The organism is Xanthomonas sp. NCPPB 1067, assembly GCF_020783795.1.
GTDB lineage: Bacteria > Pseudomonadota > Gammaproteobacteria > Xanthomonadales > Xanthomonadaceae > Xanthomonas > Xanthomonas melonis.
Window position 1 is genome coordinate 87,082 of sequence record NZ_JAJGQG010000015.1, and the last position, 15,651, is coordinate 102,732.

Annotated in this window: 16 protein-coding genes and 2 pseudogenes; 10 read left to right on the forward strand and 8 right to left on the reverse strand. The window is 66.8% G+C overall.

The features are described 5' to 3' along the window. Positions 1 to 30: 30 nt before the first annotated feature. The 5 genes from betT to LL962_RS12845 all read right to left on the reverse strand — a co-directional run bounded on the left by betT (position 31) and on the right by LL962_RS12845 (position 5,384). On the reverse strand, positions 31 to 2,010 hold the full coding sequence (gene betT, locus LL962_RS12825; RefSeq protein ID WP_228317169.1) for a choline BCCT transporter BetT: 1,980 nt from the start codon (positions 2,008 to 2,010) through the stop codon (positions 31 to 33). A 130-nt stretch (positions 2,011 to 2,140) separates the two neighbouring features. After that, positions 2,141 to 2,878, reverse strand: a complete 738-nt coding sequence (locus LL962_RS12830) for an endonuclease/exonuclease/phosphatase family protein (RefSeq protein WP_104586446.1) — start codon at positions 2,876 to 2,878, stop codon at positions 2,141 to 2,143. 49 nt (positions 2,879 to 2,927) lie between these two features. Then, positions 2,928 to 3,749 carry a thiol:disulfide interchange protein DsbA/DsbL gene (locus tag LL962_RS12835; RefSeq protein ID WP_228317170.1) on the reverse strand — a complete coding sequence of 274 codons (822 nt, stop codon included), beginning with the start codon at positions 3,747 to 3,749 and terminating at the stop codon, positions 2,928 to 2,930. Positions 3,750 to 3,839: 90 nt separating this feature from the next. Further along, the gene (locus tag LL962_RS12840) at positions 3,840 to 4,490 is read right to left on the reverse strand and encodes a thiol:disulfide interchange protein DsbA/DsbL (RefSeq protein WP_228317171.1); all 651 of its coding nucleotides are present in this window, start codon (positions 4,488 to 4,490) and stop codon (positions 3,840 to 3,842) included. 96 nt (positions 4,491 to 4,586) lie between these two features. Beyond that, positions 4,587 to 5,384, reverse strand: coding sequence for a c-type cytochrome (locus LL962_RS12845; RefSeq protein ID WP_167395204.1), 798 nt, complete (start codon positions 5,382 to 5,384; stop codon positions 4,587 to 4,589). A 143-nt stretch (positions 5,385 to 5,527) separates the two neighbouring features. Between LL962_RS12845 and yihA the strand changes: the two genes are divergently transcribed. Both yihA and LL962_RS12855 read left to right on the forward strand, forming a co-directional pair. Then, positions 5,528 to 6,151: a ribosome biogenesis GTP-binding protein YihA/YsxC gene (gene yihA / locus LL962_RS12850; protein ID WP_228317172.1), complete on the forward strand. Its 624-nt coding sequence runs from the start codon at positions 5,528 to 5,530 to the stop codon at positions 6,149 to 6,151. Positions 6,152 to 6,337: 186 nt separating this feature from the next. Continuing rightward, the gene (locus LL962_RS12855) at positions 6,338 to 7,702 is read left to right on the forward strand and encodes a glutamate--cysteine ligase (RefSeq protein ID WP_228317173.1); all 1,365 of its coding nucleotides are present in this window, start codon (positions 6,338 to 6,340) and stop codon (positions 7,700 to 7,702) included. 205 nt (positions 7,703 to 7,907) lie between these two features. Here LL962_RS12855 and LL962_RS12860 read toward each other — a convergent pair. The 3 genes and pseudogenes from LL962_RS12860 to LL962_RS12865 all read right to left on the reverse strand — a co-directional run. Then, positions 7,908 to 8,888: pseudogene (locus LL962_RS12860) on the reverse strand (ATP-binding protein); the annotation flags it as partial. A gap of 179 nt (positions 8,889 to 9,067) precedes the next feature. Beyond that, positions 9,068 to 9,392 (reverse strand): annotated as a pseudogene (locus tag LL962_RS21040) (two-component sensor histidine kinase); the annotation flags it as partial. Further along, positions 9,389 to 10,102 carry a response regulator gene (locus LL962_RS12865; RefSeq protein ID WP_104586443.1) on the reverse strand — a complete coding sequence of 238 codons (714 nt, stop codon included), beginning with the start codon at positions 10,100 to 10,102 and terminating at the stop codon, positions 9,389 to 9,391. The gene LL962_RS12865 and the pseudogene LL962_RS21040, both read right to left, overlap by 4 nt. 166 nt (positions 10,103 to 10,268) lie before the next feature. On the opposite strand from LL962_RS12865, the gene LL962_RS12870 reads away from it, so the two are divergent. The 8 genes from LL962_RS12870 to LL962_RS12905 all read left to right on the forward strand — a co-directional run bounded on the left by LL962_RS12870 (position 10,269) and on the right by LL962_RS12905 (position 15,631). After that, positions 10,269 to 11,354, forward strand: a complete 1,086-nt coding sequence (locus LL962_RS12870; RefSeq protein ID WP_425478141.1) for a glycosyltransferase — start codon at positions 10,269 to 10,271, stop codon at positions 11,352 to 11,354. 181 nt (positions 11,355 to 11,535) lie between these two features. Next, positions 11,536 to 11,811, forward strand: a complete 276-nt coding sequence (locus LL962_RS12875) for a metal/formaldehyde-sensitive transcriptional repressor (RefSeq protein WP_104585701.1) — start codon at positions 11,536 to 11,538, stop codon at positions 11,809 to 11,811. Between the two features lie 61 nt (positions 11,812 to 11,872). Continuing rightward, positions 11,873 to 12,982, forward strand: coding sequence for an S-(hydroxymethyl)glutathione dehydrogenase/class III alcohol dehydrogenase (locus LL962_RS12880; protein WP_104585699.1), 1,110 nt, complete (start codon positions 11,873 to 11,875; stop codon positions 12,980 to 12,982). A 68-nt stretch (positions 12,983 to 13,050) separates the two neighbouring features. Next, positions 13,051 to 13,626 carry an S-(hydroxymethyl)glutathione synthase gene (gene gfa / locus LL962_RS12885; RefSeq protein WP_228317196.1) on the forward strand — a complete coding sequence of 192 codons (576 nt, stop codon included), beginning with the start codon at positions 13,051 to 13,053 and terminating at the stop codon, positions 13,624 to 13,626. A 59-nt stretch (positions 13,627 to 13,685) separates the two neighbouring features. Beyond that, on the forward strand, positions 13,686 to 14,516 hold the full coding sequence (gene fghA / locus LL962_RS12890; protein ID WP_228317175.1) for an S-formylglutathione hydrolase: 831 nt from the start codon (positions 13,686 to 13,688) through the stop codon (positions 14,514 to 14,516). Between the two features lie 290 nt (positions 14,517 to 14,806). Continuing rightward, positions 14,807 to 15,121 carry an ArsR/SmtB family transcription factor gene (locus LL962_RS12895; RefSeq protein WP_228317176.1) on the forward strand — a complete coding sequence of 105 codons (315 nt, stop codon included), beginning with the start codon at positions 14,807 to 14,809 and terminating at the stop codon, positions 15,119 to 15,121. Positions 15,122 to 15,131: 10 nt separating this feature from the next. Beyond that, entirely contained in the window at positions 15,132 to 15,347 is a 216-nt protein-coding gene (locus tag LL962_RS12900) for a hypothetical protein (protein ID WP_228317177.1), read from the forward strand. After that, the gene (locus LL962_RS12905) at positions 15,344 to 15,631 is read left to right on the forward strand and encodes a hypothetical protein (protein WP_228317178.1); all 288 of its coding nucleotides are present in this window, start codon (positions 15,344 to 15,346) and stop codon (positions 15,629 to 15,631) included. Before LL962_RS12900 ends, LL962_RS12905 begins: the two co-directional genes overlap by 4 nt. Positions 15,632 to 15,651 lie beyond the last annotated feature (20 nt).

A 15,651-nucleotide genomic window follows, 5' to 3' on the forward strand; every position in this document is an offset into this window, starting at 1 on the left:
CTGTGGGACGCTCGCCGCAGCGATGCACCTTTAGCGGGTGAGATGCAGGAACTGCAGGTGACGCTCGTATTGATCGATGATGTCGTTGATGATCTGCTCGCGGCTGTAGCCGACCAGGTCGTAGTCCTGGCTGCCTTCGTACAGGTATACCTCGGCGCGGTAGTAGCGCTGATGGCGGAAGCGCTGGGCGGCGAACGATGGCGTGAGATAGCCACGCATCACCACCTGGTAGCGGAAGCCCTGTTGCTCGCCATGATCGACGCTGATCTCCATGTCGCCATCGTCGAGCCGGCTGCTGACCTTCCAGCCTTCTTCCAGCAGCTGGGCAACCACCGCTTCGATGGCTGGGCGCACCTGGTCGTGCATGAAACGATAGACCTCATCACGCGCCGGGAAATGCATCGCCTGGCCCAGCCGCTGACGCCAGCCGCCGTGGTGACGCGATTGCCCGATCAGCGGGCTGGGGCTGTACAGCTGGGCGCGCTTGCGCTGCGATTCCTCGCTGAGCGCACGCGACAGCCCCAGGGCCATCAGCAGCAGCACCGCAGAAAACGGCAGCGAGGCCAACACCACCGCCGACTTGAGCGCATCCATGCTGCCGGCCAGCAACAGACCGCCAGTGACCACGGCGGTGAGTACGCCCCAGAAGACGCGCAACCAGCGTGGGCCGTCGTCGTGCGGCTCGCCGCCGTGCGACGACAGCGTGGACAGCACCACGGTTCCCGAATCGGCCGAGGTCACGAAGAACACGAAGCTGATGGCGACCGTCACGGTGATGACCGTGCGGCTCCAAGGGTAGCTCTGCAGCAGCGAATACAGCACGGTCTGCGGCGCATCGACGGCCTGCTGCGCCCAGGCCGCCTGGCCGTGATGCAGCAGCTGATCCAGCGCACTGTTGCCGAAGATCGACAGCCAGGCCAGGGTGAAACCCAGCGGTATCAGCAGCACGCCCAGCACGAACTCGCGAATGGTGCGCCCGCGCGAAATGCGCGCGATGAACAGTCCCACGAACGGTGCCCAGCCGATCCACCAGGCCCAGTAGAACACCGTCCAGTTGCCAAGCCAGTCGGCGCGCCCACCATAGGCATAGACGTCGAAACTCTTGCCGACCACGCTGCCGAGGTAATCGCCCAGGTTCTGCATCAAGGCGTTGAGCAGGTACTGCGTGGGCCCGGCGAACAGCATGAACAACAGCAGCGCGATCGCCAGCAGCATGTTGATGTCCGACATCCAGCGGACGCCCTTCTCCACGCCAGACACCGCCACCACGATCGCCGCGCCCATCATCGCCGCGATCAGGGCGACCTGCACCCAATGCGCGTGCGGGATTTCCATCAGGGTGCTCAAGCCTGCGTTGAGGTGCAGCACGCCAAAGCCCATGTCCGCGCCCAGGCCGAATACGGTGGCCACGATGCCCAGCGCATCCACGGTATAGCCGATCGGCCCGTTGATGCGCTTGCCGATCAGTGGATACAGCGCCGAGCGCAGCGCCAGCGGCAGGTTGTGCCGGAAGGCGAAGTACGCCAGTGCCATGGCTGCCAGCGCGAACACGCCCCAGCCATGCAGCCCCCAGTGCAGAAACGCCAGCTGCATCGCCTGACGCGCAGACGCTTCGCCATTGCCGGTGCCGCCCTGCGGTGGTTGCAGGTAATGGGTGAGCGGTTCGGACACGCAGAAGAAGAACAGCGTGATGCTGATGCCTGCGGCGAACAGCATGCCGGCCCAGGAGAGATAGCTGAATTCCGGCTCGTCATGATCGGCGCCGAGCTTGATGTTGCCGTGGCTGGAGAGCGCCGTGGCGAGCACGAACACCAGGTACAGGGTCATCGCCAGCAGGTAATACCACCCCACATTGCGCGAGGCCCAGGTCTGCGCGTCCAGCAGCACGCTGCCGGCCTTGAGCGGGAACAGCGAGACCAGCAACGCGAAGGTGCACACCACGGTTCCTGCCAACAGGAACACCGGTCGCAAGGTGCGCACCGGCAAGGGCTGCGGGTCCGATGCACTCATGCCGGCGCACTGACGATGCGTAACACGTGCGATGCCTCCGATGGAACTGCCCGTGTTATCCCACAGGCGCTGTCGAGGCTGCGTCGTCGGTCGAGTTCGCCAATGCGAAGTGGTCTGCAGTTCGCGCCGGCTAGCGCAGCAACTGCTGTGGCACGCGCACGTCCATGCCGACCGCCAGGTGATCGGAGAATGCGGCCGGAATGGCCTCGGTGTGTTCGATCACCAGGCTGTCGCTGACCAGGATGTGGTCGATGGCGCGGTCCGGTCGCCAACTGGGGAAGGTGTGCACCACGCAGCCCGGCGGCTGCAGACGGGTATGGCGATACAGCGCCTGCATTTCCGGGCGGTCGGCCACGCAGTTGAAATCGCCCATCAGCATCACATTGGGATGCTCGGACAACAATTCGGCGATGAAGGCCAGCTGCGCCATGCGCGAATTGGCGCCCAGCGACAGATGCGCCACCGCCACCGCCAGGCCGTCGCGGCCCTGTCCGAACTTGGCCAGCAGGATGCCGCGCCCGCCGATACGGCCAGGCAGGGCGTGGTCCTGCACTTCCAGCGGTTCCAGCTTGCTCAGCAGGCCGTTGGCGCTGGAGGCCACCCCGCCCATGCGGCGATTGGGCTGGTGGCTCCAGTAATGGAAGCCGGCGCGTTCGGCCAGATAGTGGGTCTGGTTGGTGAAACCCGAGCGCAGGCTCCCCGGGTCGGCCTCCTGCAGGCCAACGATGTCACGGTCGCCGGCGAGCTTGGCGATGCTGTCCAGGCTGGTGCGCTTGCTGCCCAGCGGCAACGCGTGCGACCAGCTGCGGGTCACGTAATCGCTGTAACGGCGGGTGCTGGAGCCGGCCTGAATGTTGGCGGTCAGCACCCGCAGGGTGCGCGAGTCCGAAGCGTTCACGATGCGGCGGGTACCCGGCTCACTTGGCCAGCGTGGCGCGTTCGCGCGCGATCAGGTGGTCGGCGATGCGCAGCATGTCCGGGAAACTCTTGCCCTTGACCAGATACTTGCCGTTGACGATCAGCGACGGAGTGCCGGTGATGCTGCTGCGGGTAGCGAACTGCTTGGCGCGGTTGGTCTTGGCCGACACGCCGAAGCTGCTCATGGTGTCGAGGAAGGCCTTCTGGTCCACGCCGTACTTGGCGTAGAAGGCGGCGATGTCCTGCACCGAATCCCTGCCGCGCTCGCCCTTGAGGGTCTGGTCGACATGGATGGCCTTGTACAGCGCCTCGTGGGTCTTTTCCTGCACGCCCATGGTCTCGGCCGCATAGAACGCGCGTGCGTAGTCGTCCCAGGGGCCGCCGAACATCGCCGGCACATAGACGAAATGCACGTCCGACGGCAGGCCGGCCTTCCACGGCCCGATCAGCGGCTGGAATGCATTACAGGCCGGGCAGACGTAGCCGAAGATCTCGGCCACCTCGATCTTCCCGGCGGCCTGCTGGTACGGCTGGCCGCCCTGGATGTCGATGTAGTCGGTGCCGGCCACCGGTTCCGGGCCGTTGGGCGCGCGCGGTGCGGCGCTGGGTGCGGCCGGCGCTGGAGTGGCGGCGCTGTCGGCGGCGGGCGGGGCGGCCGGATCGGTGGCCGCAGGGGCGGCAGGCGTCGCCGCGGGCGCGGTGGAGGTGTCGGCAGCCGGAGTGGTCGCGGCCGGCGCGGTGTCGGACGAGCCGTCCTGGGCCTTGCAGGCGACCAGGATCGGCAGCAACGCCAGCAGCGTCAGGGCGAAGCGGTTCTTCATCGGATTGGATCTCCAGCGTGGGGCGAGAAAGGGCCGGACGGCCGCGGGGCGCATGATGCCATGGGCGGCCGTCGGTAACGGTTAGGCGGTTCAGCGCTTGGCAGGCGCCGCGTGCTCGCGGGCGATCAGGTAGTCCGCAATCTTCAGCATGTCCGGGTAATTGCGTGCGCCGATCAGGTAGCGCCCGTTGACGATCAGCGCCGGCGTGCCGGGCAGCTTGCTACGCTGCGCGAACTCGCGGGCGGCCTTGAGCCTGGCATCCACCGTCGCGCTCTTGAAGGTGTCCACGAAGCGCTGTTGCGGTACGCCATAGTCGGCATAGAACGCGGCCAGCTCCTCCGGGGAGACGTTCTGGGTCGGCACGCTCTGCTTTTCGTGGATGGCGTCGAACATGGCGCGATGGCTGCGCTTGGCCACGCCCAGGATGTCGGCGGCGAAATAGGCGCGCGCGAAGCTGTCCCAGAATCCGCCGAACGCCGCCGGTACCGGGGTGAAGCGTACATGGGACGGTTGTTTGGCGGCCCAGGCTTCCAGCGTCGGTTCGAAGTGCGCGCAGTGCGGGCAGGTGTAGCCGAACACTTCCACCACCTCGACCTTGCCGGCCAGCGGCGCATACGGCTGGCCGCCTTCGATCAGGGTGTAATCCTCGCCTTCCACCGGCGGCGCCTTGTTGTCGGCGGCACAGGCCGCCAGCGGCACCAGGATCAACAGCAGCAGGGACAGACGGGAAAACAGGTTCATGCAGGCTCCGTGGGGATGCGGGGGGAGGGCGGGAAAACGACGACGCCGGTCGCGGGACCGGCGTCGTGACGCGGCGCGGCGGTGGTGCAGCCTAGCTCACGAGCGTGCCGGGGTGCCGGGTGCGACCTGGGCGGCGGCCGCGTCGTCGGCGCGGTCGTGCAGGCCTTGCAGGTAACTGGCCAGTGCCTGGATCTCCTGCTCGGTCAGCGGGTGCGCCACCTGCGCCATGATATTGAACAGGGCCGGATCGCGCTGCTGGGTGGTGCCGGCCTGATATTCCTTCAGGCGCCGCGCCACGTACTCGGCGTGCTGGCCACCCAGCCGCGGGTATGCCGGGCCGGGGTTGCCGGCGCCGGATGGCCCATGGCAGGCCATGCAGGCCGGCACGCCGCGCGCGATGTCGCCGCTGCGGTAGAGCTTTTCGCCGACCTCGTAGAACTTCATGCCCTGGTAGGGGCCTTCGGCGATCGCCGCGTCGTCGGCCACACCGGCGGCGGACTTCTGCGTGGCGAAGTAGGCGCCCAGATCGCGCATGTCCTGCGCAGTGAGGTCCTTGACGAAGGGCACCATCACCGCCGACATGCCGGTGTTGCGCTCGCCACTGGCGATCAGCGCCACCTGATGCGCAACGTAGCGCTCGGTCTGGCCGGCGATGCGCGGATACATGGCCACGGCCGGATTGCCGTCCGGGCCATGGCAGGCGGCACAGGCCGCCGCCTTGGTCTGGCCGGCCTTGGCATCGCCCCAGGTCGTCTTGGACAGGTCCACCTCCAGCGGCGCAACGCGCACCGGCGGCGGATCGGGGATCGGCGTGACCGCCGATTGCGCAAACGCCACGGCCGCGATGACCGGCACGGCGAGGGCGGCGAGGACTAGCACACGAGCATGGCGCATCAGCTAAAGCTCCGTATGGACCCGGCCCGCGCGCGTTGGGTACTGGCTATGGCAGGCGTCCTTCGATTATCGACATGGCTTTGCGCCAGGGTCAACGAACAGTGCAGCAAAACCACCGGGCCCGAACGTGCGATCCTAGGCGGATGTCGCTTCTCATCGAACAAGCCCGCTACCACCTGTCCGCCCACAACGCCCGGCAATTGCCAGACGATGGCGGCTACGAGGTGGCCTTCGCCGGCCGCTCCAACGCCGGAAAATCCAGCGCGCTCAATGCGCTGACCCGCCAGAATTCGCTGGCGCGCGTGTCCAAGACCCCCGGCCGCACCCAGCAGTTGGTGTTCTTCCAGGTCCAGCCCGAGCGCTACCTGGTGGATCTGCCCGGTTATGGCTATGCCAAGGTGCCGCAGGACCTGCAGGCGCACTGGCAGGCCTTCATCGACCGCTATTTCCGCACCCGCCAGGCGCTGCGCGGGTTGGTGGTGGTGATGGACATCCGCCACCCGCTCAAGGACTACGACCTGCAGATGCTCGGCTATGCGGCCGAACGCGGGCTTCCCGCGCACGGGCTGCTGACCAAGGCCGACAAGCTCGGCCGTGGCCAGCAGATGCAGACCCTGCAGAAGGTCAAGAAGGAACTGGCTGCACGCTTCGGCGACAGCGTGACCGTACAGGCCTTCTCCGGCGAGTCGCGCCAGGGCGTGGACGAGCTGCGTGGCATTGTCGGCGGCTGGCTGGGCCTGGACGTGGAAGCGCCTGCCGGCGAGTGATGCCGGTGGCTGCTGCGGCGCCAGCTGCAGCCGTGCGCCGCCCACTGGGTGCGGTGCGCATGGATGGAAATCTCAGACCCGGCCGGTGGCGGCAATTCTTCGATGCCCTGCGCGTATAGTGCGGGCCTTGCGGTGGATGGGGAGTAGCCCCACATCGTCCCACCCCTTCCGTTTGCGAGCCCGCCCTTGTCGAGTCCCAGCCACGTCGCCGAAACGCCGATCACCGAACGCGCGGAACTGGTCCAGGTGCTGGCCTCCGGCGAGAAGCCCCGCGCGCAGTGGCGCATCGGCACCGAGCACGAGAAGTTCGGCTTCCAGCTGGACGACCTGCGTGCGCCCGCGTTCGAGGGCGCGCGTGGCATCGAGGCGCTGCTCACCGGGCTGACCCGCTTCGGCTGGGAACCGGTGCAGGAGAACGGCCGCACCATCGCGCTGCTGCGCGACGGCGCCTCGGTGACGCTGGAGCCGGCCGGCCAGTTGGAGCTGTCCGGCGCAGCGGTGGAAACCCTCCACCACACCTGCGTGGAAACCGGCACCCACCTGGACGAAGTGGCGCAGGTGGCCGGTGAGTTGCAGCTCGGGTTCCTGGGCATGGGCTTCCAGCCGAAATGGCGCCGCGATCAGATGCCGTGGATGCCCAAGGGCCGCTACCAGATCATGAAGAACTACATGCCCAAGGTCGGCTCGCTCGGCCTGGACATGATGACGCGCACCTGCACGGTGCAGGTCAATCTGGACTACGCCAGCGAAGCGGACATGGCCAAGAAGTTCCGCGTGTCGCTGGCGTTGCAGCCGATCGCCACCGCGCTGTTCGCCGATTCGCCCTTCACCGAGGGCAAGCCCAACGGCTACCTCAGCTACCGCTCGCACATCTGGACCGACACCGATGCCGACCGCACCGGCATGCTGGATTTCGTGTTCGAAGACGGCTTCGGCTACGAGCGCTACGTCGACTATCTGCTCGATGTGCCGATGTATTTCTCGTATCGCGCTGGCGTCTACCACGACGCCAGCGGGCAGAGCTTCCGCGATTTCATGCAAGGCAGGCTACCGGCGCTACCGGGCGCGTTGCCGACGCTGCGCGACTGGTCGGATCACATGACCACGGCGTTTCCGGAAGTACGCCTGAAGAAGTACCTGGAAATGCGCGGCGCCGATGCCGGCCCGTGGAATCGGCTGTGTGCGCTGTCGGCATTCTGGGTGGGCCTGCTGTACGACGACACCGCGCTGGACGCGGCCTGGGACCTGGTCAAGAACTTCAACCCCTCCGAGCGGCATGCGCTGCGCGATGGCGTGCCCAGGCATGCGCTGGGACTGGCATTCCGTAACGGCACGGTGCGCGACCTTGCGGTAGAGGCGGTGAACATCGCCCGCGAGGGCTTGCGCCGACGCGCGCGCCTGAATCGCGACGGCCAGGACGAGACCGGGTTCCTGGACGTGATCGCCGAGATCGCCGACAGCGGCGTCACCGCCGCCGAACGCAAGCTGGCGCTGTACCACGGTGCCTGGAACGGCGATATCGATCGCGTGTTCCGCGAGTTCGCCTACTGAGCCGTGCGGCCGGCGGCGGCGCGCGCGCTGGCCCCGGCACTGTGCGTCACCGGGGGCGGGCGCGTCGACGCAAGCTGGCAGGCGAGCGTGCGGGCTGTTCCCGCCGCGCTGCGGATGTCGGTAGCGCAGGTCGGCAGCGTGGCTCGCCCGGATCCACATGCCGCAGGGGGCGAATCCGGCTGCCGACGGGCGGACGGCTACCGCGTCAGCGCCGTTCCGGCATGCACGGCAGGCGTACCGTCACCCGCAGGCCGCCTTCGACGCGATTGTCCAGGCGCAGGTCGCCGCCATGCGCCAGCACGATGCTGTGCGCGACCGACAGGCCCAGGCCGATGCCGCCGGTGTCGCGGTTGCGCGAGGATTCGCCGCGGACGAACGGCAGCAGCAACTGATCGCGTTGCGCAGGATCGATCCCCGGCCCGTCGTCGTCGATCCAGAGCACGCCGTCCTCGCCGTCGCGGCGCAACTGCAGGCGTGCGCGCCTGCCGTACTTCAAGGCGTTCTCCAGCAGATTCATCAGCGCGCGCCGCAAGGCAAGCGGGTCGCCTTCCAGGGTGATCGCCGGGCCGGGCAGCAAGGCGGCGTCCGCACCGACATCGGCAGCGTTGTCGACCACGCTTTCCACCAGCAGGCGTAGATCCAGCAGCGCACGTGCGCCGCGGTGACGATCGTTCTGGATGAAATCCAGCGCCGCGGAGATCATCGCCTTCATTTCCTCCAGATCGGCCAACGCCTTCTCGCGCAGCGGCGGCTGCAGGGCGTCCAGGCGAAACGATAGCCGGGCCAGCGGCGTGCGCAGGTCGTGGGCGATCGCAGCGACCATGTGGGTGCGTTCGTTGATCAGCCGGTTCAGGCGCGCCTGCATGGCATTGAACGAATCGGCGGCGCGTACGATTTCCGGCGGTCCGCTGCGTTGCAGGGCGGGAGCGTCGGGGTTGCGGCCCAGGCGGTCGGCCGCTTCGGCAAAGCGCTGGATCGGCGCCGACAGCGCGCGCGAAAACCACCACGCCAGCGGCACGTTGACCAGCAACCCGGCCAGGAACAGCAGCACCACATGGGTCTTGAACTCGGCCGATAGCTGGCGGCGTGGCGACTGCACCGTCCGCCAGCTTCCATCGGGCTGTTGCAGTGCGGCCGTGAAGCCGTCCAGCAGCGGCACCCCTGGGGTCAGGCGTTCGCTTTCCCAATCGGCCAGCACGCCGTCCTTGCCCTGGGCGGCAGTCAGCGACGGTGCGCCAGCGACACGCTCGCGCGGCGCCTCCAGGCGTGCGCCCGGCATGTCTGCGCCGCCGCCGCCGGCTAAGGTTTGTCCGTCGCGGTCCTGGGTGGTCTCGTCCTGGGTGGTCTCTTCGCGTGGAGCATGCGCGTCGGCGCTGCGGTAGAAGCGCACGCGCTGCCGATCGACATCCAGCCAGTGCGCCAGCAGCAATTCCGCAAAGCGGTCGCGCACCTGGTCGGCCGGCGGCGACGGTGCCTGCGCGCGGTCCCGTACCGCCAGGGTGCGCGTGCCGGCCGGCATGCGCGTGGACAGCAGCGCCACCACCTCCGGCGGATGCACCGGGGGTTCGTAGACCGGGGTACGCAAGACCAGCAGCGCGATGCCGATGCCCTGGGCGGTGAGCAGGGCCACCGCCAGCAACACGAACGTCCGGGCAAAGATCGACAGCCCGCGACGAGGGCGGGCGCTCACAGGCGCGTGACGCTCGGCAACAGCATGTAGCCCTCGTTGCGTACGGTGCGAATCAACTCGGTATGGACCCGCTCGTTGATCTTGCGACGCAGGCGGCTGATCTGGCTGTCGATGGCGCGGTCGTAGACGTCGGTATCGCGGCCGCGGGCGTAGTCCAGCAGTTGATCGCGGCTGAGCACCCGTTGCGGGTGTTCGACGAAGGTGCGCAGCAAGGCGAATTCGCCGTCGGACAGGTTGATGAAGATTCCGGTGGGGTCGCGCAGGTCGCGCCGCACCACGTCCAGCCGCCAGCCGGCGAATTCGTAGACATTGCCGCCGTGGTCGGTCTGCTCGTGACTGGCCTGGCTGCGGCGCAGCAGGGCGCGGACCCGCGCCAGCAGTTCGCGCGGATTGCAGGGCTTGGCCAGGTAGTCGTCGGCACCCACTTCCAGCCCGATGATGCGGTCGGTGTCGTTGCCCAGCGCGCTGAGCATGATCACCGCCGGCGAGCCGCGCTCGCTGGCGAGGCTGCGGGCCGCGCTCAGCCCGTCTTCTCCCGGCATCATCACGTCGAGTACGATGAGGTCCGGGCGGCGCCGTGCGATGCTCTGGCGCATCTGCGCCACGCTCTCGGCCACCTCCACCTCGTAGCCGTGCGCGCCGAGGAAGTCGCCGATCAGTTTGCGCAGGTCAGGGTCGTCGTCGACGACGAGGACGCGGGAATGCTGCATGTCGGCGGGCGTCGTCGGTGGCGCGCAGACCGCGCGCGGAGGGTAAGTTGCCGGATGCATGGTGGTCGCTGTTGCAGGCGGAAACACGCATCATAATGATGGAATTTGTCAACCTTTGACACAAATGCGATGCGACATGATGGAACGAAACGATGCGCAGGACACGATGACGTCGCCGCCGGGCCGCAGCGCCGGCCTGGACGTGCATGACGCGGCGTTTCCGATGATGCGGGTGATCAGTCGCGACAATGGCGTGGGCCTGACCCGCGACATGGTGCTGATGGCGCAGACCCTGCGTGCCGGCGGGGTGCCGGTGCAGGAAGTCGGCTTCACCAGCCAGCGGATGCACGACACCGGGCGCGAGGCGCGCCTGTGGGCCAGTCGCCTGCTGTTCGGGCGGGTGTCGTTGCAGATCTTCTCCGAGCGGGTGTATGCGCGCTGTCTGCCGCTGGGGCAACGCAATCTGCTGGTCCCCAACCCGGAGTGGTTGCTGCCCAAGTGGTTGCCGTTGCTGCCGAAGTTCGACGCGGTACTGTGCAAGACCCAGCATGCCGAGCGGATCTTCCAGAGCCTGGGCTGCGCCACGCGCTACATCGGTTTCACCAGCCCGGATCGCTACGACGCGCAGGTGCCGCGCCAGCGCGCGTTCTTTCATCTGGCCGGACGCAGCACCGCCAAGGGCACGCGTGTGCTGCTCGACACCTGGCAGCGGCACCCGGAGTGGCCGTTGCTGACGGTGGTGCAGAATCCCCGCACTGCCGGCAAGCCGATCGTCGCGCCGAACATCGATCACCGGGTCCGCTATCTCGACGATGCCGAACTGCGCCGCCTGCAGAACGCGCATCTGTTCCATATCTGCCCCTCCGAGGCGGAAGGGTTCGGCCATTACCTGATGGAAGCGTTGAGCGTGGGGGCGGTGACGCTGGCCACCGACGGCGAGCCGATGAACGAACTGGTCACGCCCGCGCATGGGGTGATGATACCGGTGAGTACGGTGCGCCAGCGCCGTCTGGCGTCGTACTACTACGTCGACGCGGCGGGCATCGCGCATGCAGTGGAGACCGCGCTGGCGATGCCGCAGGCGGAGCTGGACCGTTTGTCTGCCGGCGCACGCGCGTTCTATCAGGGCAGCGACGCCGCATTCGCGGCACGTTTTCGCGCCGCGGTGCTGGCATCGTTGCCCGACCACGCAGCGGCCGACTGTGCGCCCCCGCACGCGGCGGGAGCCGCTCAGGTGGCCGTGGAGAGCTGAGGGGCCGCTGCCTTTGATCAGGCAGCATCGCCGCCACGACGGAATGCGAACTGCCAGGCGGGGCGCCTGCCTTCGTGTGCGCTGCAGCGCAAAAACGCATTGACCGGTTCACCGGAATCGGTGCATCGCTTTTTTGGCCCACGCGTTTATACTACCCCCCAGTATTTTGGTGGGGGCCGCCATGCCGCATGCGCCGCTCGAAAAAAAACGCGCCCTGGCACGGGTACGCCGCCTGCGCGGACAGTGCGATGCACTTGAACGCGCATTGCAGGCGGGCGCAGACTGCGCTCCGGTGCTGCAGCAGATCGCTGCGATCCGCGGGGCCGTCAACGGGCTGATGTCGCAGGTACTCGAAGCGCATATCCGCGAAGACTTCGGGCACGCCGCCGCTTCCGATGCGCAACGCGCCGAGCGCGTGCAGGACCTGCTGGATCTGGTGCGGTCCTATCTCAAATGAACTCCCACACGGCCGGCGCACGCCGCGCCGTTCCCGATCATCCTCGTCAGGAGCTATTCCAATGAAATCCCGTGCAGCAGTCGCATTCGGTCCCGGCAAGCCGCTGGAAATCGTCGAGATCGACGTCGCTCCGCCGCAGGCCGGCGAAGTGCTGGTTCGCATCACCCATACCGGCGTCTGCCACACCGATGCCTTCACGCTGTCCGGTGACGATCCGGAAGGCATCTTTCCGTCCGTGCTCGGTCACGAAGGCGGCGGCATCGTCGAGCAGGTCGGCGAGGGCGTCACCAGCGTCAAGGTCGGCGACCACGTCATTCCGCTGTACACGGCCGAATGCCGCAAGTGCAAGTTCTGCCTGTCCGGCAAGACCAATCTGTGCCAGGCGGTGCGCGCCACCCAGGGCAAGGGTCTGATGCCGGACGGCACCACGCGCTTCTCCTACAACGGCGAGCCGATCTACCACTACATGGGCTGCAGCACCTTCAGCGAATACACCGTGGTGCCGGAAATCTCGCTGGCGGTGGTGAACCCGGAAGCGCCGCTGGAAAAGGTCTGCCTGCTCGGTTGCGGTGTCACCACCGGGATCGGCGCGGTGCACAACACCGCCAAGGTCAAGCCCGGCGAAAGCGTGGCGGTGTTCGGCCTGGGCGGCATCGGTCTGGCGGTGATCCAGGGCGCGGTGCAGGCCAAGGCCGGGCGCATCCTGGCCATCGACACCAACCCGGGCAAGTTCGATCTGGCGCGCAGCATGGGCGCCACCGATTGCATCAATCCCAAGGACTACGACAAGCCGATCCAGGAAGTCATCGTCGAGCTGACCGATGGCGGCGTGGATTTCAGCTTCGAGTGCATCGGCAACGTCAACGTGATGCGCTCGGCGCTGGAGTGTTGCCACAAGGGCTGGGGCGAGAGCGTCATCATCGGCGTGGCCGGCGCCGGCCAGGAAATCAGCACCCGTCCGTTCCAGCTGGTGACCGGGCGCGTGTGGCGCGGCAGCGCCTTCGGTGGCGTCAAGGGACGCACGCAACTGCCGGGCATGGTGGAGCAGTCGATGAACGGCGAGATCGACCTGGATCCGTTCATCACCCACACCATGCCGCTGGACGAGATCAACCATGCCTTCGACCTGATGCATGAGGGCAAATCGATCCGCACCGTGATCCATTTCTGACCGCATGGCCAGGAGCGGCGCGCGGCCGCTTCCGCGCACGTGGTACCCGAGACTCCGGGAGGGGCATGATGACTAACGTGTCGATTCATCCTTCGGTAGATGGAGGCGTTGCGCGAGGCGGTGCAGAGGGCTTTCGAGGGGGCACCCTCGAATGCCGCTGCGCCAGTGACAAGGTGACCGTCGAGGTGTCTGCACAGACCGCGCACAACCATGCATGCGGTTGCAGCAAATGTTGGAAGCCGGACGGCGCGAAGTTCTCCGTGGTGGCGGTGGTGCCGCGCGACAACGTCAAGGTGACGGCGCACGAAGAGAAGCTGAAAATCGTCGACGAAAGTGCGGCGATCCAGCGTCACGCGTGTACCGGTTGCGGCGTGCATCTGTATGGCCGGATCGAAAACACCGACCACGCGTTCTACGGCCTGGATTTCGTGCACACCGAGTTGTCCAAGCAGCAGGGCTGGTCGGCGCCGGGTTTTGCCGCGTTCGTTTCGTCCATCATCGAAACCGGCACGCCGCCGGAGCAGATGGACGGTGTGCGCGCCCGGTTGACCGAATTGGGCCTGCCGCCTTACGACTGCCTGTCGCCCGCGTTGATGGATGCCCTGTCGGCGCACGTTGCGCGCAAGAAGGGTCTGTTGCATTGATCGTCAGACCCTGCGGCCGGTACTGCGGCTGCAGGGTCGTCTCTTGGTAAGGAATCTTCATGGAACGTATCGAACATCGTGCCTGCTTCGGTGGCTGGCAAGACGTGTACCGGCATCAGTCGCAGAGCCTGGGTTGCAGCATGCAGGTGGGCGTGTATCTGCCCCCGCAGGCTGCCGACGGCCCGTTGCCAGTGCTGTACTGGCTGAGCGGCCTGACCTGCACCGAGCAGAATTTCATCAACAAGGCCGGCGCACAGCGCTATGCCGCCGAGCATGGCGTGATCCTGGTGGCGCCGGACACCAGTCCGCGCGGTGAGGACGTGGCCGACGCCGAGGGCTACGACATCGGCAAGGGGGCTGGGTTCTATGTCGATGCCACGCAGCAACCGTGGGCTGCGCATTACCGCATGTACGACTATGTGGTGAACGAATTGCCGGCGCTGATCGAGGCGCATTTCGCCACCACCGGCGCGCGTGCGATCAGCGGCCATTCGATGGGCGGGCATGGTGCGCTGACCATCGCGCTGAAGAATCCCGGGCGCTATCGCAGCGTGTCGGCGTTTTCGCCCATCGTGGCGCCCAGCCAGGTGCCGTGGGGCGAGAAGGCGTTCGGGCACTATCTGGGCGAGGATCGCGCGGCATGGAAGGCCTACGACGCCACCGCGCTCGTTGCGCAGGCATCGGAGCGCCTGCCATTGTTGATCGATCAGGGCGATGCCGACGAGTTTCTCGATAATCAGCTGAAGACCAGCCTGTTCGAAGCGGCCGCCAAGGCGGCGGATTATCCGGTAACCGTGCGCATGCAACCGGGCTACGACCACAGCTACTACTTCATCGCCAGCTTTATCGGCGAGCATATCGCGCACCATGCAGCGGCGCTGCGTGGGTGAGCGTGGGCGCCTGCGTGGCTGACGTGAGACGCGCAGCGTAACGGGGAGGGGAGGCGTGCAGCGCTGGTGCGGCCAGTCGCTCCATGCGCGGCTGCGCGCCGTCCCCCGCTCGATCCGTCCACAAGGACCGCCTCGGCGACGTAGGTGGCCTGGCGGCGGCAGGTCAGCCTGCGCGAGGAGAGCCTTCGTGCCTCTCGGCGGGCGCATCATTCCCTCGATCTTCTCTCCCACGCAAACTTCTTGACACGGCGACACCTGTCAGATATTTCTTACACATGGGAAGGGGAGTGATGACGGCAGGCGATCGATTGCTGGCACTGCTGTCGGCGCTCGACAACCCGCACCGGCTGAGAATTCTTGCAAACCTGCAGACCGGGGGGCGCAACTATGTCAGTCAACTGGCGCGGGACGTCGGCATCAGCCGTCCGCTATTGCATCTGCACTTGAAGAAACTCGAAGACGCCGGCCTTGTGAGCAGCCGGCTCGAGTTGGCCGACGATGGAAAGTCACTCAGTTACTTCGAGATCAACGCATTCGAGCTTGTACTTTCACCCGCAGTCATTGCCGACGCAGCGTTGTCGCTGACCGACAAGGCGGACACCTGAGGAGACGGTCTTGTCCGAGCATCTTTACCTGTTGACGATCTGCCTGCCGCTGGGCACGCTGCTGGCGATCTTTGGCATGCGTTACTTCGCTGCGGTCAGGCAAGCCAGGGCGCAGCTGGAATACATCCAGGCGTATCGCACCCTCGCAGAGCAGACCCACGCGGCATTGGCCGACATGCGGGTGCGGCTCGACAGCATCGAGAAGATCCTCAAGGATGTCGGATGACGAAGATGCACGCTTCCGACAGCACGGCTGCTGTTGCGACCACGCACGCCAGCGCGCCCGACGCTGTTCCCTTGTGGCGCTTGTATGGGTTGCGCGCGGGATATCTGCTGCTGGTGGTCGGTCTGGGTGTGCAGGTGTGGCCAGGCATCGTACTGCGGCATGACGCATGGGAGCTGATGGAAGGCGTGGTGCAGTGCATGCTGGGTGCGATCGGATTGCTGGCGCTGCTCGGGCTACGCAGCCCGCTCAAGATGCTGCCCCTGCTGCTGTTCGAGATCGCGTAGAAGTGCCTTTGGCTGGGGTT